Annotated in this window: 18 protein-coding genes; 9 read left to right on the forward strand and 9 right to left on the reverse strand. The window is 72.6% G+C overall.

What is annotated here, in order from left to right:
- The first annotated feature begins 152 nt into the window (after positions 1-152).
- A complete protein-coding gene (locus AB4880_RS20905; protein WP_367921142.1) occupies positions 153-533 on the forward strand; it encodes a nuclear transport factor 2 family protein in 381 nt (126 codons plus the stop codon).
- Between the two features lie 165 nt (positions 534-698).
- Here AB4880_RS20905 and AB4880_RS20910 read toward each other — a convergent pair whose 3' ends face one another.
- A complete protein-coding gene (locus AB4880_RS20910) occupies positions 699-2,129 on the reverse strand; it encodes a carboxyl transferase domain-containing protein (protein WP_367921143.1) in 1,431 nt (476 codons plus the stop codon).
- Positions 2,130-2,199: 70 nt separating this feature from the next.
- Between AB4880_RS20910 and AB4880_RS20915 the strand changes: the two genes are divergently transcribed.
- Positions 2,200-3,168 carry a diacylglycerol/lipid kinase family protein gene (locus AB4880_RS20915; RefSeq protein WP_367921144.1) on the forward strand — a complete coding sequence of 323 codons (969 nt, stop codon included), beginning with the start codon at positions 2,200-2,202 and terminating at the stop codon, positions 3,166-3,168.
- Positions 3,108-4,838 (forward strand): lysine--tRNA ligase, encoded by a 1,731-nt coding sequence (gene lysS / locus AB4880_RS20920; RefSeq protein ID WP_367921145.1) that lies wholly within the window; start codon positions 3,108-3,110, stop codon positions 4,836-4,838. The genes AB4880_RS20915 and lysS overlap by 61 nt, the downstream gene beginning before the upstream one ends.
- A gap of 297 nt (positions 4,839-5,135) precedes the next feature.
- On the opposite strand, the gene AB4880_RS20925 is transcribed toward lysS, so the two are convergent.
- The gene (locus AB4880_RS20925; protein WP_367921146.1) at positions 5,136-6,182 is read right to left on the reverse strand and encodes a type IV toxin-antitoxin system AbiEi family antitoxin domain-containing protein; all 1,047 of its coding nucleotides are present in this window, start codon (positions 6,180-6,182) and stop codon (positions 5,136-5,138) included.
- 211 nt (positions 6,183-6,393) lie between these two features.
- Entirely contained in the window at positions 6,394-6,834 is a 441-nt protein-coding gene (locus AB4880_RS20930) for a DUF3151 domain-containing protein (RefSeq protein ID WP_367921147.1), read from the reverse strand.
- A gap of 96 nt (positions 6,835-6,930) precedes the next feature.
- On the opposite strand from AB4880_RS20930, the gene AB4880_RS20935 reads away from it, so the two are divergent.
- Positions 6,931-8,457, forward strand: coding sequence for an MDR family MFS transporter (locus AB4880_RS20935; RefSeq protein ID WP_367921148.1), 1,527 nt, complete (start codon positions 6,931-6,933; stop codon positions 8,455-8,457).
- Between the two features lie 6 nt (positions 8,458-8,463).
- Here AB4880_RS20935 and ilvA read toward each other — a convergent pair whose 3' ends face one another.
- Both ilvA and fbaA read right to left on the reverse strand, forming a co-directional pair.
- Positions 8,464-9,759: a threonine ammonia-lyase IlvA gene (gene ilvA, locus AB4880_RS20940; protein ID WP_367921149.1), complete on the reverse strand. Its 1,296-nt coding sequence runs from the start codon at positions 9,757-9,759 to the stop codon at positions 8,464-8,466.
- 2 nt (positions 9,760-9,761) lie between these two features.
- Complete coding sequence (fbaA, locus tag AB4880_RS20945) at positions 9,762-10,793, reverse strand: class II fructose-bisphosphate aldolase (protein ID WP_367921150.1); 1,032 nt, start codon at positions 10,791-10,793, stop codon at positions 9,762-9,764.
- 114 nt (positions 10,794-10,907) lie between these two features.
- Between fbaA and AB4880_RS20950 the strand changes: the two genes are divergently transcribed.
- Both AB4880_RS20950 and AB4880_RS20955 read left to right on the forward strand, forming a co-directional pair.
- Complete coding sequence (locus AB4880_RS20950) at positions 10,908-11,525, forward strand: hypothetical protein (RefSeq protein WP_367921151.1); 618 nt, start codon at positions 10,908-10,910, stop codon at positions 11,523-11,525.
- Positions 11,522-12,028, forward strand: coding sequence for a SigE family RNA polymerase sigma factor (locus tag AB4880_RS20955; protein ID WP_367921152.1), 507 nt, complete (start codon positions 11,522-11,524; stop codon positions 12,026-12,028). Before AB4880_RS20950 ends, AB4880_RS20955 begins: the two co-directional genes overlap by 4 nt.
- Here AB4880_RS20955 and AB4880_RS20960 read toward each other — a convergent pair.
- Positions 12,025-12,672, reverse strand: a complete 648-nt coding sequence (locus AB4880_RS20960; RefSeq protein WP_367921241.1) for a TrmH family RNA methyltransferase — start codon at positions 12,670-12,672, stop codon at positions 12,025-12,027. The two genes, AB4880_RS20955 and AB4880_RS20960, sit on opposite strands and share 4 nt — an antisense overlap.
- Before the next feature lie 106 nt (positions 12,673-12,778).
- On the opposite strand from AB4880_RS20960, the gene AB4880_RS20965 reads away from it, so the two are divergent.
- Both AB4880_RS20965 and AB4880_RS20970 read left to right on the forward strand, forming a co-directional pair.
- The gene (locus tag AB4880_RS20965) at positions 12,779-13,513 is read left to right on the forward strand and encodes a DedA family protein (RefSeq protein ID WP_367921153.1); all 735 of its coding nucleotides are present in this window, start codon (positions 12,779-12,781) and stop codon (positions 13,511-13,513) included.
- A 189-nt stretch (positions 13,514-13,702) separates the two neighbouring features.
- Positions 13,703-14,137 carry a VOC family protein gene (locus AB4880_RS20970; protein WP_367921154.1) on the forward strand — a complete coding sequence of 145 codons (435 nt, stop codon included), beginning with the start codon at positions 13,703-13,705 and terminating at the stop codon, positions 14,135-14,137.
- Positions 14,138-14,216: 79 nt separating this feature from the next.
- Here AB4880_RS20970 and pyrE read toward each other — a convergent pair whose 3' ends face one another.
- Positions 14,217-14,762, reverse strand: coding sequence for an orotate phosphoribosyltransferase (pyrE, locus tag AB4880_RS20975; RefSeq protein WP_367921155.1), 546 nt, complete (start codon positions 14,760-14,762; stop codon positions 14,217-14,219).
- A gap of 79 nt (positions 14,763-14,841) precedes the next feature.
- Here pyrE and AB4880_RS20980 point away from each other — a divergent pair, with 79 nt between their 5' ends.
- Positions 14,842-16,050: a pyridoxal phosphate-dependent aminotransferase gene (locus AB4880_RS20980; protein ID WP_367921156.1), complete on the forward strand. Its 1,209-nt coding sequence runs from the start codon at positions 14,842-14,844 to the stop codon at positions 16,048-16,050.
- Between the two features lie 35 nt (positions 16,051-16,085).
- On the opposite strand, the gene AB4880_RS20985 is transcribed toward AB4880_RS20980, so the two are convergent.
- Together AB4880_RS20985 and clpB are read right to left on the reverse strand one after the other, a co-directional pair.
- Entirely contained in the window at positions 16,086-17,144 is a 1,059-nt protein-coding gene (locus tag AB4880_RS20985; protein WP_367921157.1) for a hypothetical protein, read from the reverse strand.
- Between the two features lie 54 nt (positions 17,145-17,198).
- On the reverse strand, positions 17,199-19,790 hold the full coding sequence (gene clpB, locus AB4880_RS20990; RefSeq protein WP_367921158.1) for an ATP-dependent chaperone ClpB: 2,592 nt from the start codon (positions 19,788-19,790) through the stop codon (positions 17,199-17,201).
- Positions 19,791-19,917: the final 127 nt, after the last annotated feature.

Genomic DNA, 19,917 nt, shown 5'->3' on the forward strand with positions numbered 1-19,917 from the left:
ACGCACCCAAAGTGGTGGGTTCCAAGCAAGGAGCCCCGGCAAGGACCGGGGCTCTTGCGGCGTCACGTTACCAAAACGCGACCGGACGGCTAGATTCGACATAACGAGAACATGTTCTACTTCGCGTTCGACCTACTCACCAGGAGACAGCCATGGGCGCCAGCCGGGAGACCATCCTCGAGACCATCCAGACCTACGTCGACACCGTCGCCACCGGCGCGTCCGCCGACGTCGTCGCCCTGTACGCCGACGGCGCCACGGTCGAGGACCCCGTCGGCTCCGAGGTCCTCACCACCCGCGAGCAGATCGCCGCCTTCTACGCCACCCTCGACAGCCTCGAGCAGACCGGCCGGCTGCTCTTCGCGCGGGTGGCGGGCAACGAAGCGGCGTTCTCGTTCGAGCTGGCCACCAAGGCCGGCGACCAGACGTTCACGCTGGCGCCGATCGACGTGATGACGTTCGACGACGACGGGAAGATCACCAGCATGCGGGCGTTCTGGGCGGGCGAGGACATGGTCGTCACCGACGCCTGACCGCGCGCCCCGGCCGGGCTTGTAACTCGGTGTCCGGTGTTCCACCACGGTGTCATGACCGGTCACGACACCGTGGTGGATGACGATTCACCGAGGTAGACCACGAACACCGTGGTGGCTGACGATTCGCCGAGGTAGATCACCGAACACCGAGTTACAAGAGGCCTAGGAGGCCAGCCGCGCCGCCACCTCCGCGACCACCGCCCGCGCGAGCGTCTCCGGCGTGTCACCGTCCACCTCCGGCACCACGCCGTGCACGTCGCCGTCCGCGAGCAGGTCGAGTGCGCCGACCTTCTGCTGCGCGGCCATCTCGGCGGCGTGCGACGGGTCGCCGTGGACGATGACACTGGCGCCCTCGGGCGGCAGCGGCGAGAGCCAGCCGCGCGAGGTGGCGAGGACGGTCTGTGCGGGCAGCATGGCGAGCGCGCCGCCGCCGCAGCCCTCGCCGAGGATGACCGACACGGTCGGCACGGTCATCGTGACGAGGGTGGCGATGCAGCGGGCGATCTCGCCCGCGATCGCGCCCTCCTCTGCCTCGGGCGAGAGCTCGGCGCCGGGGGTGTCGACGACGGTGACGAGCGGGAGGCGGAGCTCCTCGGCGAGCGCCATCGCCCGCCGGGCCTCGCGCAGTGCGCCGGGGCCCATCGGGGTGGCGGGAGTCTGCCGCGAGCGGTCCTGACCGACGAGGACGCACGGGCGGCCGTCGAGCCGGGTGAGGGCGATGAGGACCGTGTCGTCGCGCTCGCCCTCGTCGGTGCCACGCAGGCGCAGCGTGTGCGAGCCGCCGTACCGCAGCAGGTCGCGGACGCCGACCCGCCCTGCGGCACGCGTGATCTCGATGTCCTCCCAGACCGGGTGGTCGAGCGGGGTTCCCGGCACGACCGGCGTACGGCGCTCCAGCGTCTGCCCGTCCGCCGGGTCGACGAGGACGCCGAGCGCGTGGTCGACCAGCGCCGGCAGCTCCTCGGCCGGTACGACGGCGTCGATGACGCCCTTCGCGGCGAGGTTCTCGGCGAGCTGCACGCCGTCGGGGAACGGTCGGCCGTTGAGCGCCTCGAACACCTTCGGCCCGAGGAAGCCGACGAGCGCGCCCGGCTCGGCGACGGTGATGTGGCCGAGCGAGCCCCACGAGGCGTAGACGCCGCCGGTCGTGGGGTGGCGCAGGTGGACGAGATACGGCAGGCCGGCCGCGCGATGCTCCATCAGCGCGCGCGAGATCTCGACCATCTGCACGAACGCACGGGTCCCCTCCTGCATCCGGGTCCCGCCCGACGACGTGCTCGCCAGAACCGGCAGCCCCTCCGCCGTCGCCCGTCGTACGGCGGCCGCGATGCGGGTCGCGGCGGCCACGCCGATCGAGCCCGCCAGGAACCGGAACTCGTTGACCACGAAGGCCACCGGCCGCCCCCGCACCGTCCCGCGCCCGGTCAGCACCGACTCGTCGGTCCCGGCCCTCTCGGCGGCGGCGCGCAGCTCCTTCTGGTACTCCTCGCGCTGCCCGCTGATGTCGACCGGCGTGTCCCAGGACTCGTACGAGCCGTCGTCGAGGACCAGGTCGATCAGCTCACGGGCCGTCCAGCGGCGGGAGGTGCTCATGCCCCGGCATCCAACCACGGCCAGGCGCGGCTCACCTGGGCAACAACTGCCGAATGTCTAGGGTGGGCGCATGTCCACGCGGATGCTGGTGATCACCAACAGCGACGCCGGTACGGCGGACCGGGAGGCCGTCGACGCCGCCCTGGCCGTGCTGCGCGCACACGCCGAGGTCGAGGTCCGCGCGACGTCCTCCCCCGACGAGCTCGACGACGTGCTGGCCGACGTCGGCGACCGGACCATCGTGGTGGCCGGCGGCGACGGCAGCATCCACGCCGTCGTCCAAGGTCTTCACGCCCGCGGCGAGCTGAGGACGGCGACGATCGGTCTGATCCCCCTCGGCACCGGCAACGACTTCGCCCGCACCCTCGGCATCCCGCTCGAGCCGGCCGAGGCCGCCGAGGTCATCGCCCGAGGCGTCACCCGCGCGACCGACCTCATCGTCGACGAGGACGACCGGGTCACCGTCAACAGCGTCCACCTCGGCGCCGGCGCGGAGGCCGGCAAGCGCGGCGCCTACTGGAAGCAGCGGCTCGGCCGGATCGGCTACCCGATCGGCGCGCTGCAGACCGCCCTGCGTCCCCCGCGCCTGCGGCTGACCGTGGAGGTCGACGACCGGGTCGTCGTCGACGTCGACCGTCCGGTGCTCATGGTCGCCCTCGGCAACGGCGCGTCCGTGGGCGGCGGCACCGAGCTGACGCCCGACGCCGACCCGCACGACGGCGCGGTCGACGTCCTCGTCGCGACCCCGGAGTCACCGCTCGCCAAGCTCGGCTACGCGCTCCGTCTCCCCTTCGCCCGGCACGAGGAGCACGAGGACGCGACGATCGTGCGCGGCCGCACGATCCGGGTGTCGGGGACGCCCTTCGACTGCAACAGCGACGGCGAGGTCGACGGGCCGGTGAGATCGCGGAACTGGCAGGTCGTGCCCGCGGCGTACGCGATGGTGGTGCCGAGCCCCGAGAACCCTAGGCTTGGCCTGTGGCACGAGGACAGCGCAACCAGCAGGGCGACCAGCAGCAGGACCCCAGCGACTGGGTGACCCGGACCGCCGACCTGGCGCTCCGGCACGCCGAGTCGGTCAACGGCGGCACGCTGCCCGACCTCATCACCTGCGCGTCCGGCATCAGCCCGTCCGGCCCGATCCACCTCGGCAACCTGCGCGAGTTCCTCACCGTGCACTTCGTGGCCGAGGAGATCCGCCGTCGCGGCATCAACGTCCGCCACCTGCACAGCTGGGACGACTACGACCGCTTCCGCAAGGTCCCGGCCGGCGTCGACCCCGCGTGGAACGAGCACATCGGCCGCCCGCTGTCGGCCGTCCCCGACCCGACCGGCGAGTTCGCCAACTGGGCCGAGCGCTACAAGGCGCCGCTGCGCGCCGCGCTCGCCGACCTCGGCTGCGACATGGTCGAGGTCGACCAGACCGAGATGTACCGCTCCGGCGCCTACCGCGAGCAGATCCTCACCGCGATCCGCAAGCGCGGCGAGATCGAGTCGGTGATGGCGACCTTCCGCACCAAGAAGGCCGCGCCCGCGGTCGACGGTGAGGTCGCGGGTGAGGCCGAGGGCGCCGAGTCGACCGCCGAGGACGACGACGCCGGCCACGGCGCCAGCGAGGACCTCGCCCGCTTCCCCTACAAGCCCTACTGCCGCGGCTGCGGTCGCGACACGGTGACCCTGACGTCGTACGACGACGAGACCACCGACCTCGCCTACACCTGCGACGTCTGCGGCGACTCCTTCGTCACCAACGTCGCCACCCAGGACGAGGGCAAGCTGGTCTGGAAGGTCGACTGGCCGATGCGCTGGACCTACGAGGACGTCCACTTCGAGCCCGGCGGCGTCGACCACGCGACGCCCGGGTCGTCGTACACCGTCGGCAAGGCGATCGTCGGCCCGACCTTCGGCGGCTCCGCCCCCTCCTTCGTCGGCTACTCCTTCGTCGGCGTGGCCGGCATGCCGAAGATGTCGTCGTCCAAGGGCGGCGTGCCCACCGCGGCCGAGGCGCTGCGGATCCTGGAGGCACCGATCCTGCGCTGGCTCTACGTCCGCCGGCAGCCGAAGCAGGCGTTCAACGTCGACTTCGGCCAGGAGGTCCTGCGCCTGTACGACGAGTGGGACGCGCTGACCAAGAAGGCCGCCGACCCGGCCAAGCGCGACGCCGCCGTCCTCGCCTGGGAGCGGGCGTCCGCGACCTCCTCGGCCGGCACGCTGCCGACGCCGGCGGTCGTCGTCCCGTTCCGGATGCTGTCGTCGGTCGCCGACGTCACCGCGGGCTCGCGCGAGATCACCGCTCGCACGGTCGGCGCCACCGAGGCCGAGCTCGAGCCCCGGCTCGAGAAGGCCGCCACCTGGATCACGTCGTACGTCGACCCCGAGGACCGCACCACCGTCCGCGAGTCCGCCGACCTCGACCGGCTCAAGACCCTCGGCGACGACGAGTCCCGCTGGCTCGGGCTGCTGCTCGACGGCCTCCCGGCGACCTTCGAGGACGCCGACGAGCTCACGGGCCTGATCTACGGCGTCCCGAAGCTCGCGCACGGACTGGCGATCACCGACGCCCCCACCGACGAGGTCAAGGCCGACCAGAAGGCCTTCTTCAAGCTGCTCTACGAGCTGCTCGTCGACGCCGAGCGCGGCCCGCGCCTGCCCACGCTGTTCGCGGCGCTCGGACCGGAGCGGGTGCGCGCGCTGCTCACGCCGGCCTGACCGCCGGCGCGGTAGCGGTGGTCGCCGGCGCCCATGTAACTCGGTGTTCGTGGAGCCACCACGGGGTTGTGACCGGTAACAGCGCCGTGGTGGGTGACGCAGCGCCGTGGTGGGTGACGCAGCGCCGTGGCAGATGACGCAACACCGCGGCAGATGCCCCAACACCGCGGCAGTTGACGCAGCGCCGTGGCAGATGCCCCAACACCGCGGCAGATGACCGAGCACCGCGGTGCACGACGCAACGCGTTGGCAGGCGACGCCGCACCCGGCGCACGACCGCGCCGCGGGGCGTGCGCCCTACGCCGGCATCCCCGGCCGCCGCCGGCGCTCGCCGTACTCAGCTCGGATCAGGTCGGCCTCGCGTGCCAGCCGTTCGCTGAGCTCGGCGCCGTGCAACGCCGCGGTCTCGGCCGCCTCGCGTTGCAGCCGCCGGATGGCGACGGCACGGCGCGCACCCCAGTGGTCCTCCCAGTAGACCCTGCTCACACCGAGGCCCTCGTCCTTCAGCAACCGCTCCCTCTTGCGCTCCTCCGCGACGACCTCGTGGGCCGGCCGCGGGGCCACACCACCCTCGGCGACCGGGCGCAGCTTGGTGTGGCCGTCGGCCTCGACGATGTGGTTGCCGACGCGCAGGTCGCACCAGCGGACACCGGCGGCGGTCCGCACCGGGAACTGGGTCTCCGGCGTTCCGAGGCCTGCGTCGATCACCAGTAGACGGGTGAGCGACTCATGGACGCTCTCGGCCCCCGGATCGGCGAGATCGACGGCCTCGCGAGCAGCGCGTACTCCCGGCCAGAACGCCATGATGGCGTACGCGTCCTCGAGATCGCCCCGCGTCACACCGCGCTGCATCGCCGCGTCGCAGGCTACGACCCCGTCGGCCACACCCCGCTCACGGGCGATGTCGACCGCCGTGCGCGCCAGGTCGAGCGCCGGCAGGCCGGCGGCCTGTTGCACCTGGCGCGACGAGAAGCGGGCGAGGTGGTGGCGTACGCCGTACTCCGTCCACGCGTTGGTGAACCCGGGCCGGGTGACGTGGACGAGCGGCACGGCCGGACGGAGGATGGGCAGCTCCCACGCGTGGGCGGCGGAGTCGTGGCTGAGCACCCACCCGCGCTGCATGGTCGCGATCGCGGCTCGGGCGAGGAGCAGCGGGCGGTCGACGTACTCGTCGAGTGATTCCCACAGCTCACGCGACGTGTAGACGCCGCGGCGCAGGCGGACAAGCGCTCCGGCGTTGATGAGGCGACGGATCTCCGAGGGAGAGACGCCGAGGTCGAGTAGCTGGAAGCGCCGGATCACTCCGCCGCCGGCCGCGATGCGGGCGTGGACACGAGGGGTCATGCCACCGAAGCCTGCGCCGATCCGGGCCTTCAGCCAAGAACGTTCTCGGAGCCTGTGGACAACCCGCTCGGCGTCCGCTCCGGTCGTCGGCAACTACCACGGTCGTCCGTCATCTGGCTGGGTGTCGTTACCGGTCATGACACCCAGCCAGATCCACGGACACCGAGTTACATGCGGTTTCGGAAGTCGCAGCGACGGGTGATTCCGGGCGTCAGCCCAGGAGCGCGTCGTACGCCGTGGGGCTGGAGTCGCGCAGGAAGGTCGCGCAGCGCTCCCACTCGTCGGTCTCGCCGATCGCGCGGGCGGCGACGGCGAGCAGGCCGAGCGCGCGCAGGAAGCCGCGGTTGGGCTCGTGCTCCCACGGCACGGGGCCGTGGCCCTTCCAGCCGCTGCGGCGCAGCATGTCGAGCGAGCGGTGGTAGCCGACGCGGGCGTAGGCGTAGATCGTGACCCAGTCGACGCTCTCGTCGCCGCCGTCCAGCCGGCGCTGCGCCTCCTCGGCGAGCGTGGCCCAGGCGAGGGGCGAGGCCGGCAGGCGTCGTACGACGGACGCGGGGGCCTCCCCGGCCGCGAGCAGCTCGGCGGCGGGGTCGACGGGCAGGTGCGTGGGCGGGGGGCCGGCCATCAGGTCAGCGCCGGGCGTGATGCTCATGAGCTCATTGTGACGCGCACGCCGCGGCGGCCGGGGGCCGGTGCCGGTGCCGGTGCCCGTGGGTTTGTGTCGGTGGTCAGGTGTTGACTGGAGTCCATGACCAGCAGCGCACCCATCCCGGAGGCCGCGACCACGCCTGCTGAGTCGGCCAGCCCCTGGCCGGCCCTGTGGGCGTTGGTGATCGGCTTCTTCATGATCCTGGTCGACCTGACCATCGTGACCGTCGCGACGCCGACGATCATCGAGAAGCTCGACGCCTCCGTCAACGACGTGGTGTGGGTCTCGAGCGCCTACATGCTCGCCTACGCCGTGCCGGTGCTCATCACCGGGCGACTCGGCGACCGGTTCGGCTCGAAGTACATCTACCTCGCCGGCCTCACGGTCTTCACCCTCGCCTCCCTGTGGTGCGGCCTGACCACCACCGTCGGCGCGCTCATCCTCGCGCGCGTGGTGCAGGGGCTCGGCGCGTCGATGATGACCCCGCAGACGATGGCGATCATCACCCGCATCTTCCCGGCCGCCTCGCGCGGCCAGGCGATGGCGATCTGGGGCGCGACCGCGGGCGTCGCGCTCGTCGTCGGCCCGGTGCTCGGCGGGGTGCTCACCGACAGCCTCGGCTGGGAGTGGATCTTCTTCGTCAACATCCCGGTCGGCATCGTCGCCTTCGTGATGGCGGTGCTCAAGGTGCCGGCGCTGCCCACCCATGCCCATCGGTTCGACTGGCTCGGCGTGGTGCTGTCCGGCAGCGCGATGTTCCTGCTCTGCTTCGGCATCCAGGAGGGCCACCAGAAGGACTGGGCCGGCTGGATCATCGCGATGATCGCCGGCGGCGTCGTGCTGCTGGTCCTCTTCCTGGTCTGGCAGCGGCTCAACCGCGCCGAGCCGCTGGTGCCGCTCAGCCTCTTCCGCGACCGCAACTTCACCGTCTCCAACGCCGCGATCACCTGCATGGGCGCGATCGCGGCTTCCTTCGGCTTCCCGCTGATGCTCTACGCCCAGGCCGTCCGCGGCTACTCGCCGCTGCAGGCGGCGCTGCTGATGGTGCCGATGGCGGTCATGTCGATCTTCCTGGCCCGTCTGGTCGGCTCGCTCAGCGACCGGCTGCACCCGCGTCGCGTGCTCGGCTTCGGGTTCGCCACCGCGCTGCTCGGGTTCCTGCTGCTCACCTGGCGGCTCTCCCCCGGCGTCGCGGTCTGGGAGCTGGCCGTCCCGATGGGCGTGATCGGCGTCGGCAACGCCTTCATCTGGGCGCCCACCGCCACCACCGCCAACCGCAACCTGCCGATGAGCCTCGCCGGCGCCGGCGCGGGCGTCTACAACGCCACCCGTCAGGTCGGCTCGGTGCTCGGCGCGGCGGCGATCGCCGTCCTCATGGACAGCCGGCTCGCCCACTACCTCCCCGGCGCCGCCGCCCACGGCGACGCCGGCGCCGCCCAGATCCGCGACCCCCACGTCGCCGAGCTGTTCAGCAAGGCGATGCAGCAGTCGCTGTGGCTGCCGACCGCGATGTACGTCGTCGGCCTGATCGCCGTGATGTTCTACGAGCGGCCGCGCCACGAGGGCTTCGGCGGGCACGCCGCCGCGGCCGCGGCACCCCAGGGCGCACCGGCCGAGGGTCGCTGAGGCCGGTCAGGACAGCACGAAGCCGAACAGCGGGCTGTCCGGCGGCACGATCTCCACGCGCAGCCGCGACTCCTCCATCCGGGCGAGCAGCCCGTCGAGGTCGTGCCGCGACTGCATCTCGATGCCGACCAGCGCCGGGCCGGTCTCGCGGTTGTTGCGCTTGGTGTACTCGAAGAGCGTGATGTCGTCGTCGGGCCCGAGCACGTCGTCGAGGAAGCGGCGCAGCGCGCCCGGCTCCTGCGGGAACTCGATGAGGAAGTAGTGCTTGAGCCCCTCGAAGACGAGGGCCCGCTCGACGATGTCCGCATAGCGCGAGACGTCGTTGTTGCCACCGGAGACGACGACCACGACCCGGCTGCCGGGGGCGAGTCCCTCGAGCCCGGGCAGGCCGCCGTCGACGCGCAGCGCGGCGGGCGCGAGGGCGCCGGCGGGCTCGGCGATGATGCCGTCGACCTGGTAGAGGTCGAGCATCTCGACGCAGATCAGGCCCTCGGGGACGGCGGCGACCGAGAGGTCGACGAGCGTGCGGGAGGCCGCGACGGCGCGGTAGGTCAGGTCACCGACCCGGCGCACCGCGGCGCCGTCGACGAACGGGTCGACGCTGTCGAGTTCGACCGGGCCGCCGGCGTCGAGTGCCGCGGCGAGCGAGGCGCCGCCGGAGGGCTCCGCGGCGACCACGCGGACGCCGGGCAGACGTTCGCCGAGGACGGTGAGGCAGCCGGCGATGAGTCCCGCGCCACCGACCGGCAGCACGAGGGCGTCCGGCTGCCAGCCGAGCTCGGCCGACTGGGCGAGGATCTCGGCCGCGACGGTGCCCTGACCGGCGACGATGCCGGGGTGGTCGAACGCCGGTACGGCGGTCGCGCCCGAGGCCGCGGCGAAGTCGGCCGCGGCGACCGCGGCGTCGTCGTACGCCTCGCCGGCGATGACGACCTCGACCTGGTCACCGCCGAGGGCGGCGACCCGGTCGCGCTTCTGCCGCGGCGTGGTGCGCGGCAGGAAGATGGTGGCGTGGACGCCGGCCCGGGCGCACGCGAAGGCGACGCCCTGGGCGTGGTTGCCGGCGCTGGCGCAGGTCACGCCGCGCGAGCGCTCCTCCTCCGAGAGACCCGCGACGACCGTGTAGGCGCCGCGGCCCTTGTACGAGCGGACCGGGGTGAGGTCCTCGCGCTTGAGCCAGACGTCGTAGCCGGTCAGCGCCGAGAGCCGGTCGGCGCGCTGAAGCGGGGTCGGCGCGATCACCGGGCCCAGCAGCGCGGCCGCCCGGTCGACGTCCGCCGCGGTGGGGAGGGTCGCGGTCACCGTCAGCCGACGGTCTTGCCGGCCGAGCGGAGGTTCTCGCTCGCCTCGACGACGCGCGCGGCCATGCCGGCCTCGGCGGCCTTGCCCCAGGCGCGCGGGTCGTAGGCCTTCTTGTCGCCGACCTCGCCGTCGATCTTCAGCACGCCGTCGTAGTTGCGGAACATGTGGTCGGCGGCGGGCCGGGTGAAGGCGTACTGGGTGTCGGTGTCGATGTTCATCTTCACCACGCCGAAGTCGACGGCGGCGGCGATCTCCTCGGCCGACGAGCCGGAGCCGCCGTGGAAGACCAGGTCGAACGGCTTGGAGCCGGCCGGGAGGCCGAGCTCGGCGACGATCGCGGCCTGCGCGTCGCGCAGGATCTCGGGACGGAGCTTGACGTTGCCCGGCTTGTAGACGCCGTGCACGTTGCCGAAGGTGAGGGCCGTCAGGTAGCGACCCTTCTCGCCGATGCCGAGCGCGCGCACGGTGGCGAGGGCGTCCTCGGGGGTGGTGTAGAGCTTCTCGTCGATCGCGCCGACGATGCCGTCCTCCTCGCCGCCGACGACGCCGACCTCGATCTCGAGGATCACGCGCGCGGCCGCGGCCTTGGCGAGCAGCTCCTCGGCGATCTGCAGGTTCTCGTCGAGCGGTACGGCGGAGCCGTCCCACATGTGCGACTGGAACAGCGGCGCCTCACCGCGGGCCACGCGCTCGGCCGAGATGGCCAGCAGCGGGCGGACGAAGCCGTCGAGCTTGTCCTTGGGGCAGTGGTCGGTGTGCAGCGCGATGTTGACCGGGTAGCTCTTCGCGACCTCGGCGGCGTAGGCCGCGAAGGCGACCGAGCCGGAGACCATGTCCTTGATCGAGGGGCCGGAGAGGTACTCCGCGCCGCCCGTCGACACCTGGACGATGCCGTCGGACCCGGCGTCCGCGAAGCCCTTGAGCGCCGCGTTGAGGGTCTGCGAGGAGGTGACGTTGATGGCCGGGAAGGCGAACGAGCCCGCCTTCGCGGCGTCGAGCATCTCGGCGTACTTCTCGGGAGTGGCGATGGGCATGCTGGGTGGCTCCTGCGCGAGGTCCGGTTACGACCGTCTCAACCTACCGTGACAACCGATCGGAGTCGGCGTGCGTATCCCTGGTTGAGTGAGTCCCCACCCGACGGAGGAGCCATGCAGGAGATCATCGAGCGGCTGGACGCCGAGCTCGGCGCCGCGCCGCCGCCCCCGACCTTCGACGTCCGGACGACGATCGGCGCCGGTCGCCACGCCGTACGACGTCGCCGGCTGGCCGCGGGGGGCGCCGTCCTGGCGCTCGCGCTGGTCGTCGGCGGAGCCGGCGTGGCGGTGACCTCACAGTTCGGCGGGGGGCAGGGCAGCGACCATTCGGTGCTGGTCGCGGCGGGGGTCTCCGAGGAGGGCCTCGCCCCGACCTCGGGCCTGAAGGACGTGTTCCCCGCGGGCTACGACCCGCAGGACGACAGCGAGGTCCTCATCCGCGACGGCTGGGAGGTTTACCAGCGCGTCGACGGCCCGGTCGACGGCCTGGTCGACGGCCTGGTCGACGGCCTGGTCGACGGGTCGCAGCAGGTCACCTCCTCGGTGGGGCTCGCGCTGCGCAAGGGCGGCGACATCGTGTGGGTGCTGCTCTACCGCCACGCGGCCGTGGCCGGCGACCCCGGCTCGAGCACCGGCGGCGGGGTGGCCGAGACGCCGGCCGAGTCCGGCTACGACGACCTCGCCGGCTGGCTCGCCCACCAGAAGGACCGGATGGCGGGGACCGCCCGATGAGGCGTGCCGAGCGCGAGGCGGCATACACCGAGTTCGTCGCGGCCCGCCGCGACCAGCTGCGCCGGATCGCCTACGGCATGTGCGGCGACTGGCACCGGGCCGACGACCTGGTCCAGGTCGCGCTGGTCCGGCTGTACGTCGCGTGGCCGCGGGTCGCGCGCAGCGGGACCGAGGAGCCCTACGCGCGCAAGATCCTGCTCAATGCGGCGATCGACGAGTCCCGCCGAGCAGTACGCCGCGAGCGCCCGGCCGACGTCCTGCCCGAGGTGGTGGCGCCGGGCGGGCTGTCCGTCGAGGACCGCACCTCGCTCGTCGCCGCGCTGCAGACCCTGCCGGCGCAGCAGCGGGCCGCGGTCCTGCTCCGGCACTGGCTGGGGCTGCCGGTCGCCGAGGTGGCGGCCGAGCTCGGCATCGCCGAGGGCACGGTCAAGAGCCACACCGCGCGCGGGCTGAGCGCGCTGCGCGGCCGGCTGGAGGAGGCCGACGCGGCCGAGCCGGCCTAGCCCCTCCAGGCGGTGTCGCCGGTCAGGTCCGCGTGCTGCCGGACCCAGGCGTGCATCGCGATCGCGGCCGCCGCGGAGGCGTTGATCGACCGGGTCGAGCCGAACTGGGCGATCGAGAAGGTCCCGTCGCACGCCTCGCGCGCGGCCTCCGACAGCCCCGGACCCTCCTGCCCGAAGAGGAAGCAGACCCGCTCGGGGATCTGCATCGTCTCCAGGTGGGCGGAGCCGGGGAGGTTGTCGATGCCGAGCAGCGGGATCCCGTCGGCGGCGAGGTAGGCGTGCAGCTCGGCGACGCTCGGGTGGTGGCGCACGTGCTGGTAGCGGTCGGTGACCATCGCGCCCCGGCGGTTCCACCGGCGGTTGCCGACGATGTGGACCTCGGCCGCGAGGAAGGCGTTGGCGGAGCGGACGATGGTGCCGATGTTGAAGTCGTGCTGCCAGTTCTCGATGGCGACGTGGAAGCCGTGCCGGCGGCGGTCGAGGTCGGCGACGATCGCCTCGACACTCCAGTACCGGTAGCGGTCGACGACATTGCGGCGGTCTCCCTCGCGCAGCAGCTGCTCGTCGTACACCTCGCTGCCGGGGCCCTCCGGCCACGCTCCGGACCACGGCCCGACGCCCACCTCGGGCTGCCCGTGGGGCATCGGGTCGTACGGCGCGCGCCGCTCCTGCGCCGCCTCCGCCGCCTCCCCGTCCACGAACGGCACCCTATCCGTCACGCCGTTGGGCACCGGCCGGTAGCGTGGCGTCGTGAACTCGCTGGTCGCGACGCCGCTCGTCGTACCGATGCTGCTCGGAATCAAGTGGCTCGACCCCACCTGGCTGCAGCATGAGTACGGCAGCACCTTCATCTGGATCGCGATCGCCATCGTCTTCGTGGAGTGCGGTCTCTTCTTCCCGTTCCTCCCCGGCGACACGCTGCTCTTCGCGCTCGGCCTGTTCATCGCGGGCAGCAGCAAGACCGGCTACTCGGTGATCGGCATCAACAACGAGCCGATCGAGCTGCTCATCGCGATCGTGCTGCTCGTCGCCGCCGCCTTCGCCGGCAATGTGGCGGGCTACGAGATCGGGCGCAGACTCGGGCCGCCGCTCTACGAGCGCGACGGCCGGATCCTGAAGAAGAAGTACTTCGACAACACCGGCGCCTTCTTCGACAAGCACGGCAACAAGGCGCTGGTCATCGGCCGGTTCGTGCCCTTCGTGCGCACCTACATCACCGTCGTGGCCGGCGTGACGATGATGGCGCGGCGCCGCTTCTTCCTCTGGAGCGCGGTCGGCGCCCTGCTGTGGGTCACCTCGATCACGCTGCTCGGCTACTTCCTCGGCGCGGCCATCCCCGCGCTCGGCGAGAACATCGACTACGTCACCCTCGCCATCCTGGCCTTCTCCGCCGTCCCGATCGGCTGGGAGTGGTGGCGGCACAAGCGGCCCGGCGCCAAGCGGCCCGACGGGAGCGACCAGCCGGTCGACTCCGGCGTCGAGTGAGTCCCTGCTCGACGCCCTGCTCGCCTCCCCTGCTCGACCCCCTGATCGACCCCTGATCGACCCCCTGATCGACCCCCTGATCGCGGGTTCATCCGCCGTTGGTGGTGGGTGTCGGTGGTCGGAGCGATGATTCTCGGGATCCGCGCCGGTCGATCCCGGCGTCCACCCTCACCACGTCGGGAGCAAACCATGGCGATCAACCTCAACCCCTACATCAACTGGCGCGGGCAGGCCCGTGAGGCGATGGAGTTCTACCGCTCCGTCCTCGGCGGCGAGCTCTCCGTGATGACCTTCGCCGACATGGGCGGCACCGCGATGGGCGTCGCCGAGGACGAGGTCGACTGGGTCATGCACGCGGCCCTGTCGGTCTCCGACTCCGTCCTGCTCATGGGCGCCGACCACCCGCACCACGTGCCGGGCGAGCCCCAGAAGCAGCAGGTCAGCATCAGCGGCCCCGCCGAGGACGAGGCCACCCTGCGCGCCTGGTGGGACGGCCTGTCCGAGGGCGCGACCATCCACCAGCCGCTGGAGAAGGCGCCGTGGGGCGACAGCTTCGGCATGCTCGACGACAAGTACGGCGTGAGCTGGCTGGTCAACATCGCGGGCGCACCCGCGGCCGAGTGACCTTCGGCCGTCCGGCCTGAGCGACCCGCCCGCACGGGCGGGTCGGCTCAGGCCCCGGCGGGCGGGTGGCGGCCGGCGGTCAGGCCTGGGCGGCCGCCCGGGCCGTGTCCAGCTGCGCCTTGGTCAGCACCGCGCGGACCTCGAGCGCGACGTCGGCCAGCGGGTTCTCCCCCGCCGGGCTGCGGTCGATCGCGCAGACCACCGTCTCGACGATCGCGCCGCCCTCACGCAGCGCCTTCGTGGCGTCGCGCACCGCGCCGCCGGTCGTGATCACGTCCTCGATGAGCACGACCTTCCGGCCGTCGTACGACGAGCCCTCGGCCAGCTTGGCGGTGCCGTACTCCTTGGCCTTCTTGCGCACGAACACCACCGGGATCCCGACCAGCTGGCTGACCGCGGTCGCGATCGGGATGCCGCCCATCTCGAGCCCGCCGAGCAGCTCGGCGTCGGCCGGCAGCAGCTGCGCGACCTCGCGCGCGACCCGGGCGAGGAGCAGCGGGTCGGCCTCGAAGAGGTACTTGTCGAAGTACTCGTTGCTCACCTGGCCGGACCGGAGCGTGAACTCGCCGGTCAGGCGGCAGGTGGCGTCGATGTCGGCGGCGAGGGAGGTGTCGGTGGTCGTCACGCTCCGAGATTAGAGCGTGCGGCGCCGTCCGGAGAACGCGGGCGGTCCGCTGCCCACGGCCATGCCCTAGGGTCGACAGGTGTCCGACCACGCCGCTGCCCGCGCCTCCCGTGCCGCCGCCCCCGCCGCCGCCCGCGTGGCCGGGATGGGCGAGACGATCTTCGCCGAGATGTCGGCGCTCGCCGTCCGCACCGGCGCGGTCAACCTGGGCCAGGGCTTCCCCGACACCGACGGTCCGCCGGAGCTGATCGGGGCGGCGGTCGACGCGCTCCGCGGCGGGGCCAACCAGTACGCGCCCGGCATCGGCGTCCCCGCCCTGCGCCACGCGATCGCGCGGCACCAGCAGCGGCGCTACGGGATCGAGCTCGATCCCGACACGCAGGTCGTGGTCACGACCGGGTGCACGGAGGCGATCGCGGGCGCGCTGCTCGGGCTGGTCGACCCGGGCGACGAGGTGGTCGTGCTCGAGCCGTACTACGACTCCTACACGGCGATGATCGACTTCGCCGGCGGCGTACGGCGTCCGGTCACCCTGCGCGCGCCGGACTTCCGGCTCGACCCGGCCGAGCTCGAGGCCGCGGTCACCGACCGGACCACGCTGATCCTGCTCAACACCCCGCACAACCCGACCGGCCGGGTCCTCGACGCCGACGAGCTCGCCGCGGTCGCCCGCGTCGCGCAGGAGCACGACCTGATCGTGGTGACCGACGAGGTCTACGAGCACCTCACCTTCGACGGCCGCCCGCACCTCCCCCTCGCCACGCTGCCCGGCATGGCCGAGCGGACGCTCACGCTCTCCAGCGCCGGGAAGTCCTGGTCGGTCACCGGTTGGAAGGTCGGCTGGGCGACCGGTCCGGCGCCGCTCGTCGCGGCGGTGACCTCGGCCAAGCAGTGGCTGACCTTCACGTCCGGCTCCCCGCTCCAGCCCGCCGTCGCGGCCGCGCTCGACGCCGGCGACGCCTTCCCGACCGCCCTCGCGCACGACCTCCAGGCGCAGCGCGACCAGCTCGTCGACGGCCTGCGCGCGGCCGGACTCACCACCTACGTCCCCGAGGGGACCTACTTCGCCACGACCGACGTCAGCTCGCTCGGCTGGGCCAGCGGCGGCGACTTCTGCCGGGCGCTGCCCGAGCGCGCCGGCGTGGTCGCGATCCCGTCGGAGGTCTTCTACGACGACCCGGACGTGCCGGGCAGCGGCCGGCACCTGGTCCGGTGGGCGTTCTGCAAGCGGCCCGAGGTCATCGCCGAGGCGGTACGACGACTCGCCGCGGCCGACCTGCGGGCCTGAAGTGTCGCCGTAGCGTCAGCTCCTCAGGAGCTCTTTCAGCGCCCGCCGGCGTACCAGCGGCCGATCTCGCCGCGCATCAGCAGCGCCGTGGCGCCGGCGATGAGCGCCACCACGATGATCAGCGGCCACGCCGAGCCCGAGCCGAGCAGCGTCAGGCCCGCGGCGCCGATGCCGGAGACGGCGAGGGTGATGCGCGCCCAGTTCTGGCCGGCGTAGGCGAGGCCCGCGAGGAGGACCGCCACCAACGCCCAGGCGATCATGCCGGCGAGGATCAGGTACAGGTAGGTCACGACCTGCTGCTCGGTGACCTGGGCGGCGTCGACCAGCTGCGGCTGGGTCCGCTTCATCTCGGCGAAGACCTGGCCGCTCTCGCTGGCCACCCGGGTCATGCCGAGGGACAGCCCGACCACCACGACCAGCGCCGTCAGCCAGGTCAGCACGCACGCCGCGATGAGGGCCGGCGGTCGCGGACCACGCTCGATCCGCCCGCGCGGGCCGGCGACGGGCCGCGGCACCGGGGCCGGGTACGGCGGGGGCACCGGCCGCTGCAGTTGCTGCGACGCGCCCGGAGCACCCGGGCCGGCCGACGGCCCCTGCAGGGACGACGGCGCCGGTGGCGCCGGCGGGCGCAGCATCGCCGCGCGCGCCGCACGGCGCTCCTCGTAGGCCTGGACCCACGGCCGCCCGGCGTACCAGTCGCGGGTCGGCGACGCCCACAGCAGCGCGACACCGGCGATCAGCAGGAAGGCCGGGAAGACGTCGATCGCGATCCCGCCGACCAGGAACAGCGGCGTCAGCGCGGTCAGCGCGACCCGCGCGCTCAGCGAGCGCCGGTAGACCTGGGTGCCGAGGATCACCGCGGCGGTCGCCGCGCCCGCGCCGATCAGGCACAGCACGCGGATCATCGTCTCGACGCCGTCGAGGCTCATGCCGAGCTCGGTGACGAGCGGATCGGACGCCAGGTGGCGCTGCCCCTCCAGCGAGTGGAGGCCGGCGATCCGGTCCCACGCGCCGAGGACGACGACCACCGCGCCGGCGATGATGAGCGCGCCCGCCAGCGTCGCCTGTCCCGGCCGGGGCTGCTCCTCGCTCATGCCTCCATTCCATCAGAAGGCACGAGCGGGAGCCCCATCCCGGGTGGCCGGGCGTCAGCGGCGGAGGACCAGCCCGTCCTCACCCCGGTCGACCGTCACCGACCCGCCGTCGGTGACCTCGCCGCCGATCAGCATCCGCGCCAGCGGGTCGCCGATCGCGGACTGGATCAGCCGCCGCAGCGGACGCGCGCCGTAGGCCGGGTCGTAGCCGACCTCCGCCAGCCAGGCGCGAGCGGCGGGCGTGACGTGGATCGAGATCCGCCGCACGGCCAGCCGGCTCTCCAGCAGCGCGAGCTGCAGGTCGACGATGTGGCCGAGGTCGTCGCGCGAGAGCGCGTCGAAGGTGACGATCTCGTCGAGCCGGTTGAGGAACTCGGGCTTGAACGACTGCCGGACGACGCCGAGCACGGCCTCCTTCTGTGCCTCGGGCTCCAGGGTCGGGTCGACCAGGTACTGCGAGCCCAGGTTGGAGGTCAGGATGAGGATCGTGTTGCGGAAGTCGACCGTGCGGCCCTGGCCGTCGGTCAACCGCCCGTCGTCGAGCACCTGCAGCAGGATGTCGAAGACCTCGGGGTGGGCCTTCTCGACCTCGTCGAGCAGGACGACGGAGTAGGGGCGCCGACGCACGGCCTCGGTGAGCTGCCCGCCCTCGTCGTATCCGACGTAGCCCGGAGGGGCGCCGACCAGACGTGCGACGGAGTGCTTCTCGGCGTACTCGCTCATGTCGATCCGGACGATCGCCCGCTCGTCGTCGAACAGGAAGTCGGCCAGCGCCTTGGCGAGCTCGGTCTTGCCGACGCCGGTGGGGCCGAGGAACAGGAACGAGCCGGTCGGGCGGTTGGGGTCGGCGATGCCGGCCCGCGCGCGTCGTACGGCGTCGCTCACGGCGCCGACCGCGGCCCGCTGCCCGATCAGACGCTCGCCGATGACGCTCTCCATCTCCAGCAGCTTCGCGGTCTCGCCCTGCAGCATGCGCCCGGTGGGGATGCCGGTCCAGGCCTCGACCACCTCGGCGACCTGCTCGGCGCCGACCTCCTCGCCGACCAGCTTCTCGGTCGGCAGCTCGGCGTCCTCGACCGCCTCGACGGCCTTGATCTGCTCCTCGAGCGCGGGGATCCGGCCGTAGAGGATCTCGCTGGCGCCGGCGAGGTTGCCTTCGCGGGTCAGCTTGTCGGCCTCGACGCGGAGCTGGTCGAGCTGACGGCGCAGCTCGCCCTCCCCCTCGAGCGAGGACTTCTCCCGCTCCCAGCGGGCCTCGAGCCCGCGCAGCTCCTCCTCCTTGTCGGCGAGGTCCTGGCGCAGCGCGTCGAGCCGCTCGCGGGAGGCATCGTCGGACTCTTTTGCGAGCGCGAACTCCTCCATCTTCAGCCGGTCGACCTGGCGACGGAGCTGGTCGATCTCCTCCGGGGAGGACTCGATCTCCATCCGCAGCCGGGACGCCGCCTCGTCGATGAGGTCGATCGCCTTGTCGGGCAGCTGGCGGCCGCTGATGTAGCGGTCGGACAGGGTCGCGGCGGCGACCAGCGCGGCGTCGGTGATCCGGACGCCGTGGTGGGCCTCGTACTTCTCCTGGATGCCGCGCAGGATCTGGATCGTGTCCTCGACGCTCGGCTCACCGACGAAGACCTGCTGGAAGCGGCGCTCCAGCGCGGGGTCCTTCTCGATCCGCTCGCGGTACTCGTCGAGGGTGGTGGCGCCGATCATGTGCAGCTCGCCGCGCGCCAGCATCGGCTTGAGCATGTTGCCGGCGTCCATCGCGGAGTCGCCGCCGGCGCCCGCGCCGACGACGGTGTGCAACTCGTCGATGAAGGTGATCACCTGGCCGCTGGCCTGCTTGATCTCCTCGAGGACGGCCTTGAGCCGCTCCTCGAACTCGCCGCGGTACTTCGCACCGGCCACCATCGCGGCCAGGTCGAGGCTGAGCACCCGCCGTCCCTTGAGCGAGTCGGGGACGTCGCCCGCCACCACGCGCTGGGCGAGTCCCTCGACGACGGCGGTCTTGCCGACGCCGGGCTCGCCGATGAGGACCGGGTTGTTCTTGGTACGACGGCTCAGCACCTGCACCACCCGCCGGATCTCGGCGTCGCGCCCGATCACCGGGTCGAGCCGGCCCTCCTCGGCGGCGGCGGTGAGGTCGACGGAGTACTTCTCGAGCGCCTCGTAGGTGTCCTCGGCGTCCTGGCTGGTCACCCGCCGGTTGCCGCGCACCGCCGTCACCGACTCGCGCAGCCCGTCGGCGGTGAGCCCGGCCTCCTCGAGGACCGTCTTGGCGGTCGACTCGACCGTCGCCAGCGCGATGAGCAGGTGCTCGGACGCCACGAAGTCGTCCTTCATCGAGCGCGCCAGGTCGAGCGCGGACGCCAGGACGCGGGTCAGCGCCGCCGAGCCGGCGGGCTGCTGGACGGTCGCCCCGCTGGCCCGCGGCAGCGCGTCGCGCGCGGCGGAGGCGGCGTGGACGAGCGCGGGGGCGTCGACACCGGCCTTGGCGACCAGACTGGCCGCCGTCCCGTCGGTCTGCAGCAGCAGCGCGACGAGCAGGTGGATCGGCTCGACGGTGGTGTTGCCCGCCGTGGTCGCGGCGAGCTGGGCGGCCTCGATCGCCTCGCGACTGCGCGTGGTGAACTTGTCGGCCCCGAACTGGCTCATGAGTGGTCGGCTCCTGTCGAGAGTGCTGGGTTCATCTTGGCCGGGATCGTCCGGCCGGTCACTCTCTCAACGACACCAGAGTTGAGTCTGTTCCTATCAACTTTGAATTTCTCGCCAGCCAGGGGCG

It is taken from the genome of Nocardioides ginsengisoli (assembly GCF_039537225.1).
GTDB classification, from domain to species: Bacteria; Actinomycetota; Actinomycetes; order Propionibacteriales; family Nocardioidaceae; genus Nocardioides; species Nocardioides ginsengisoli.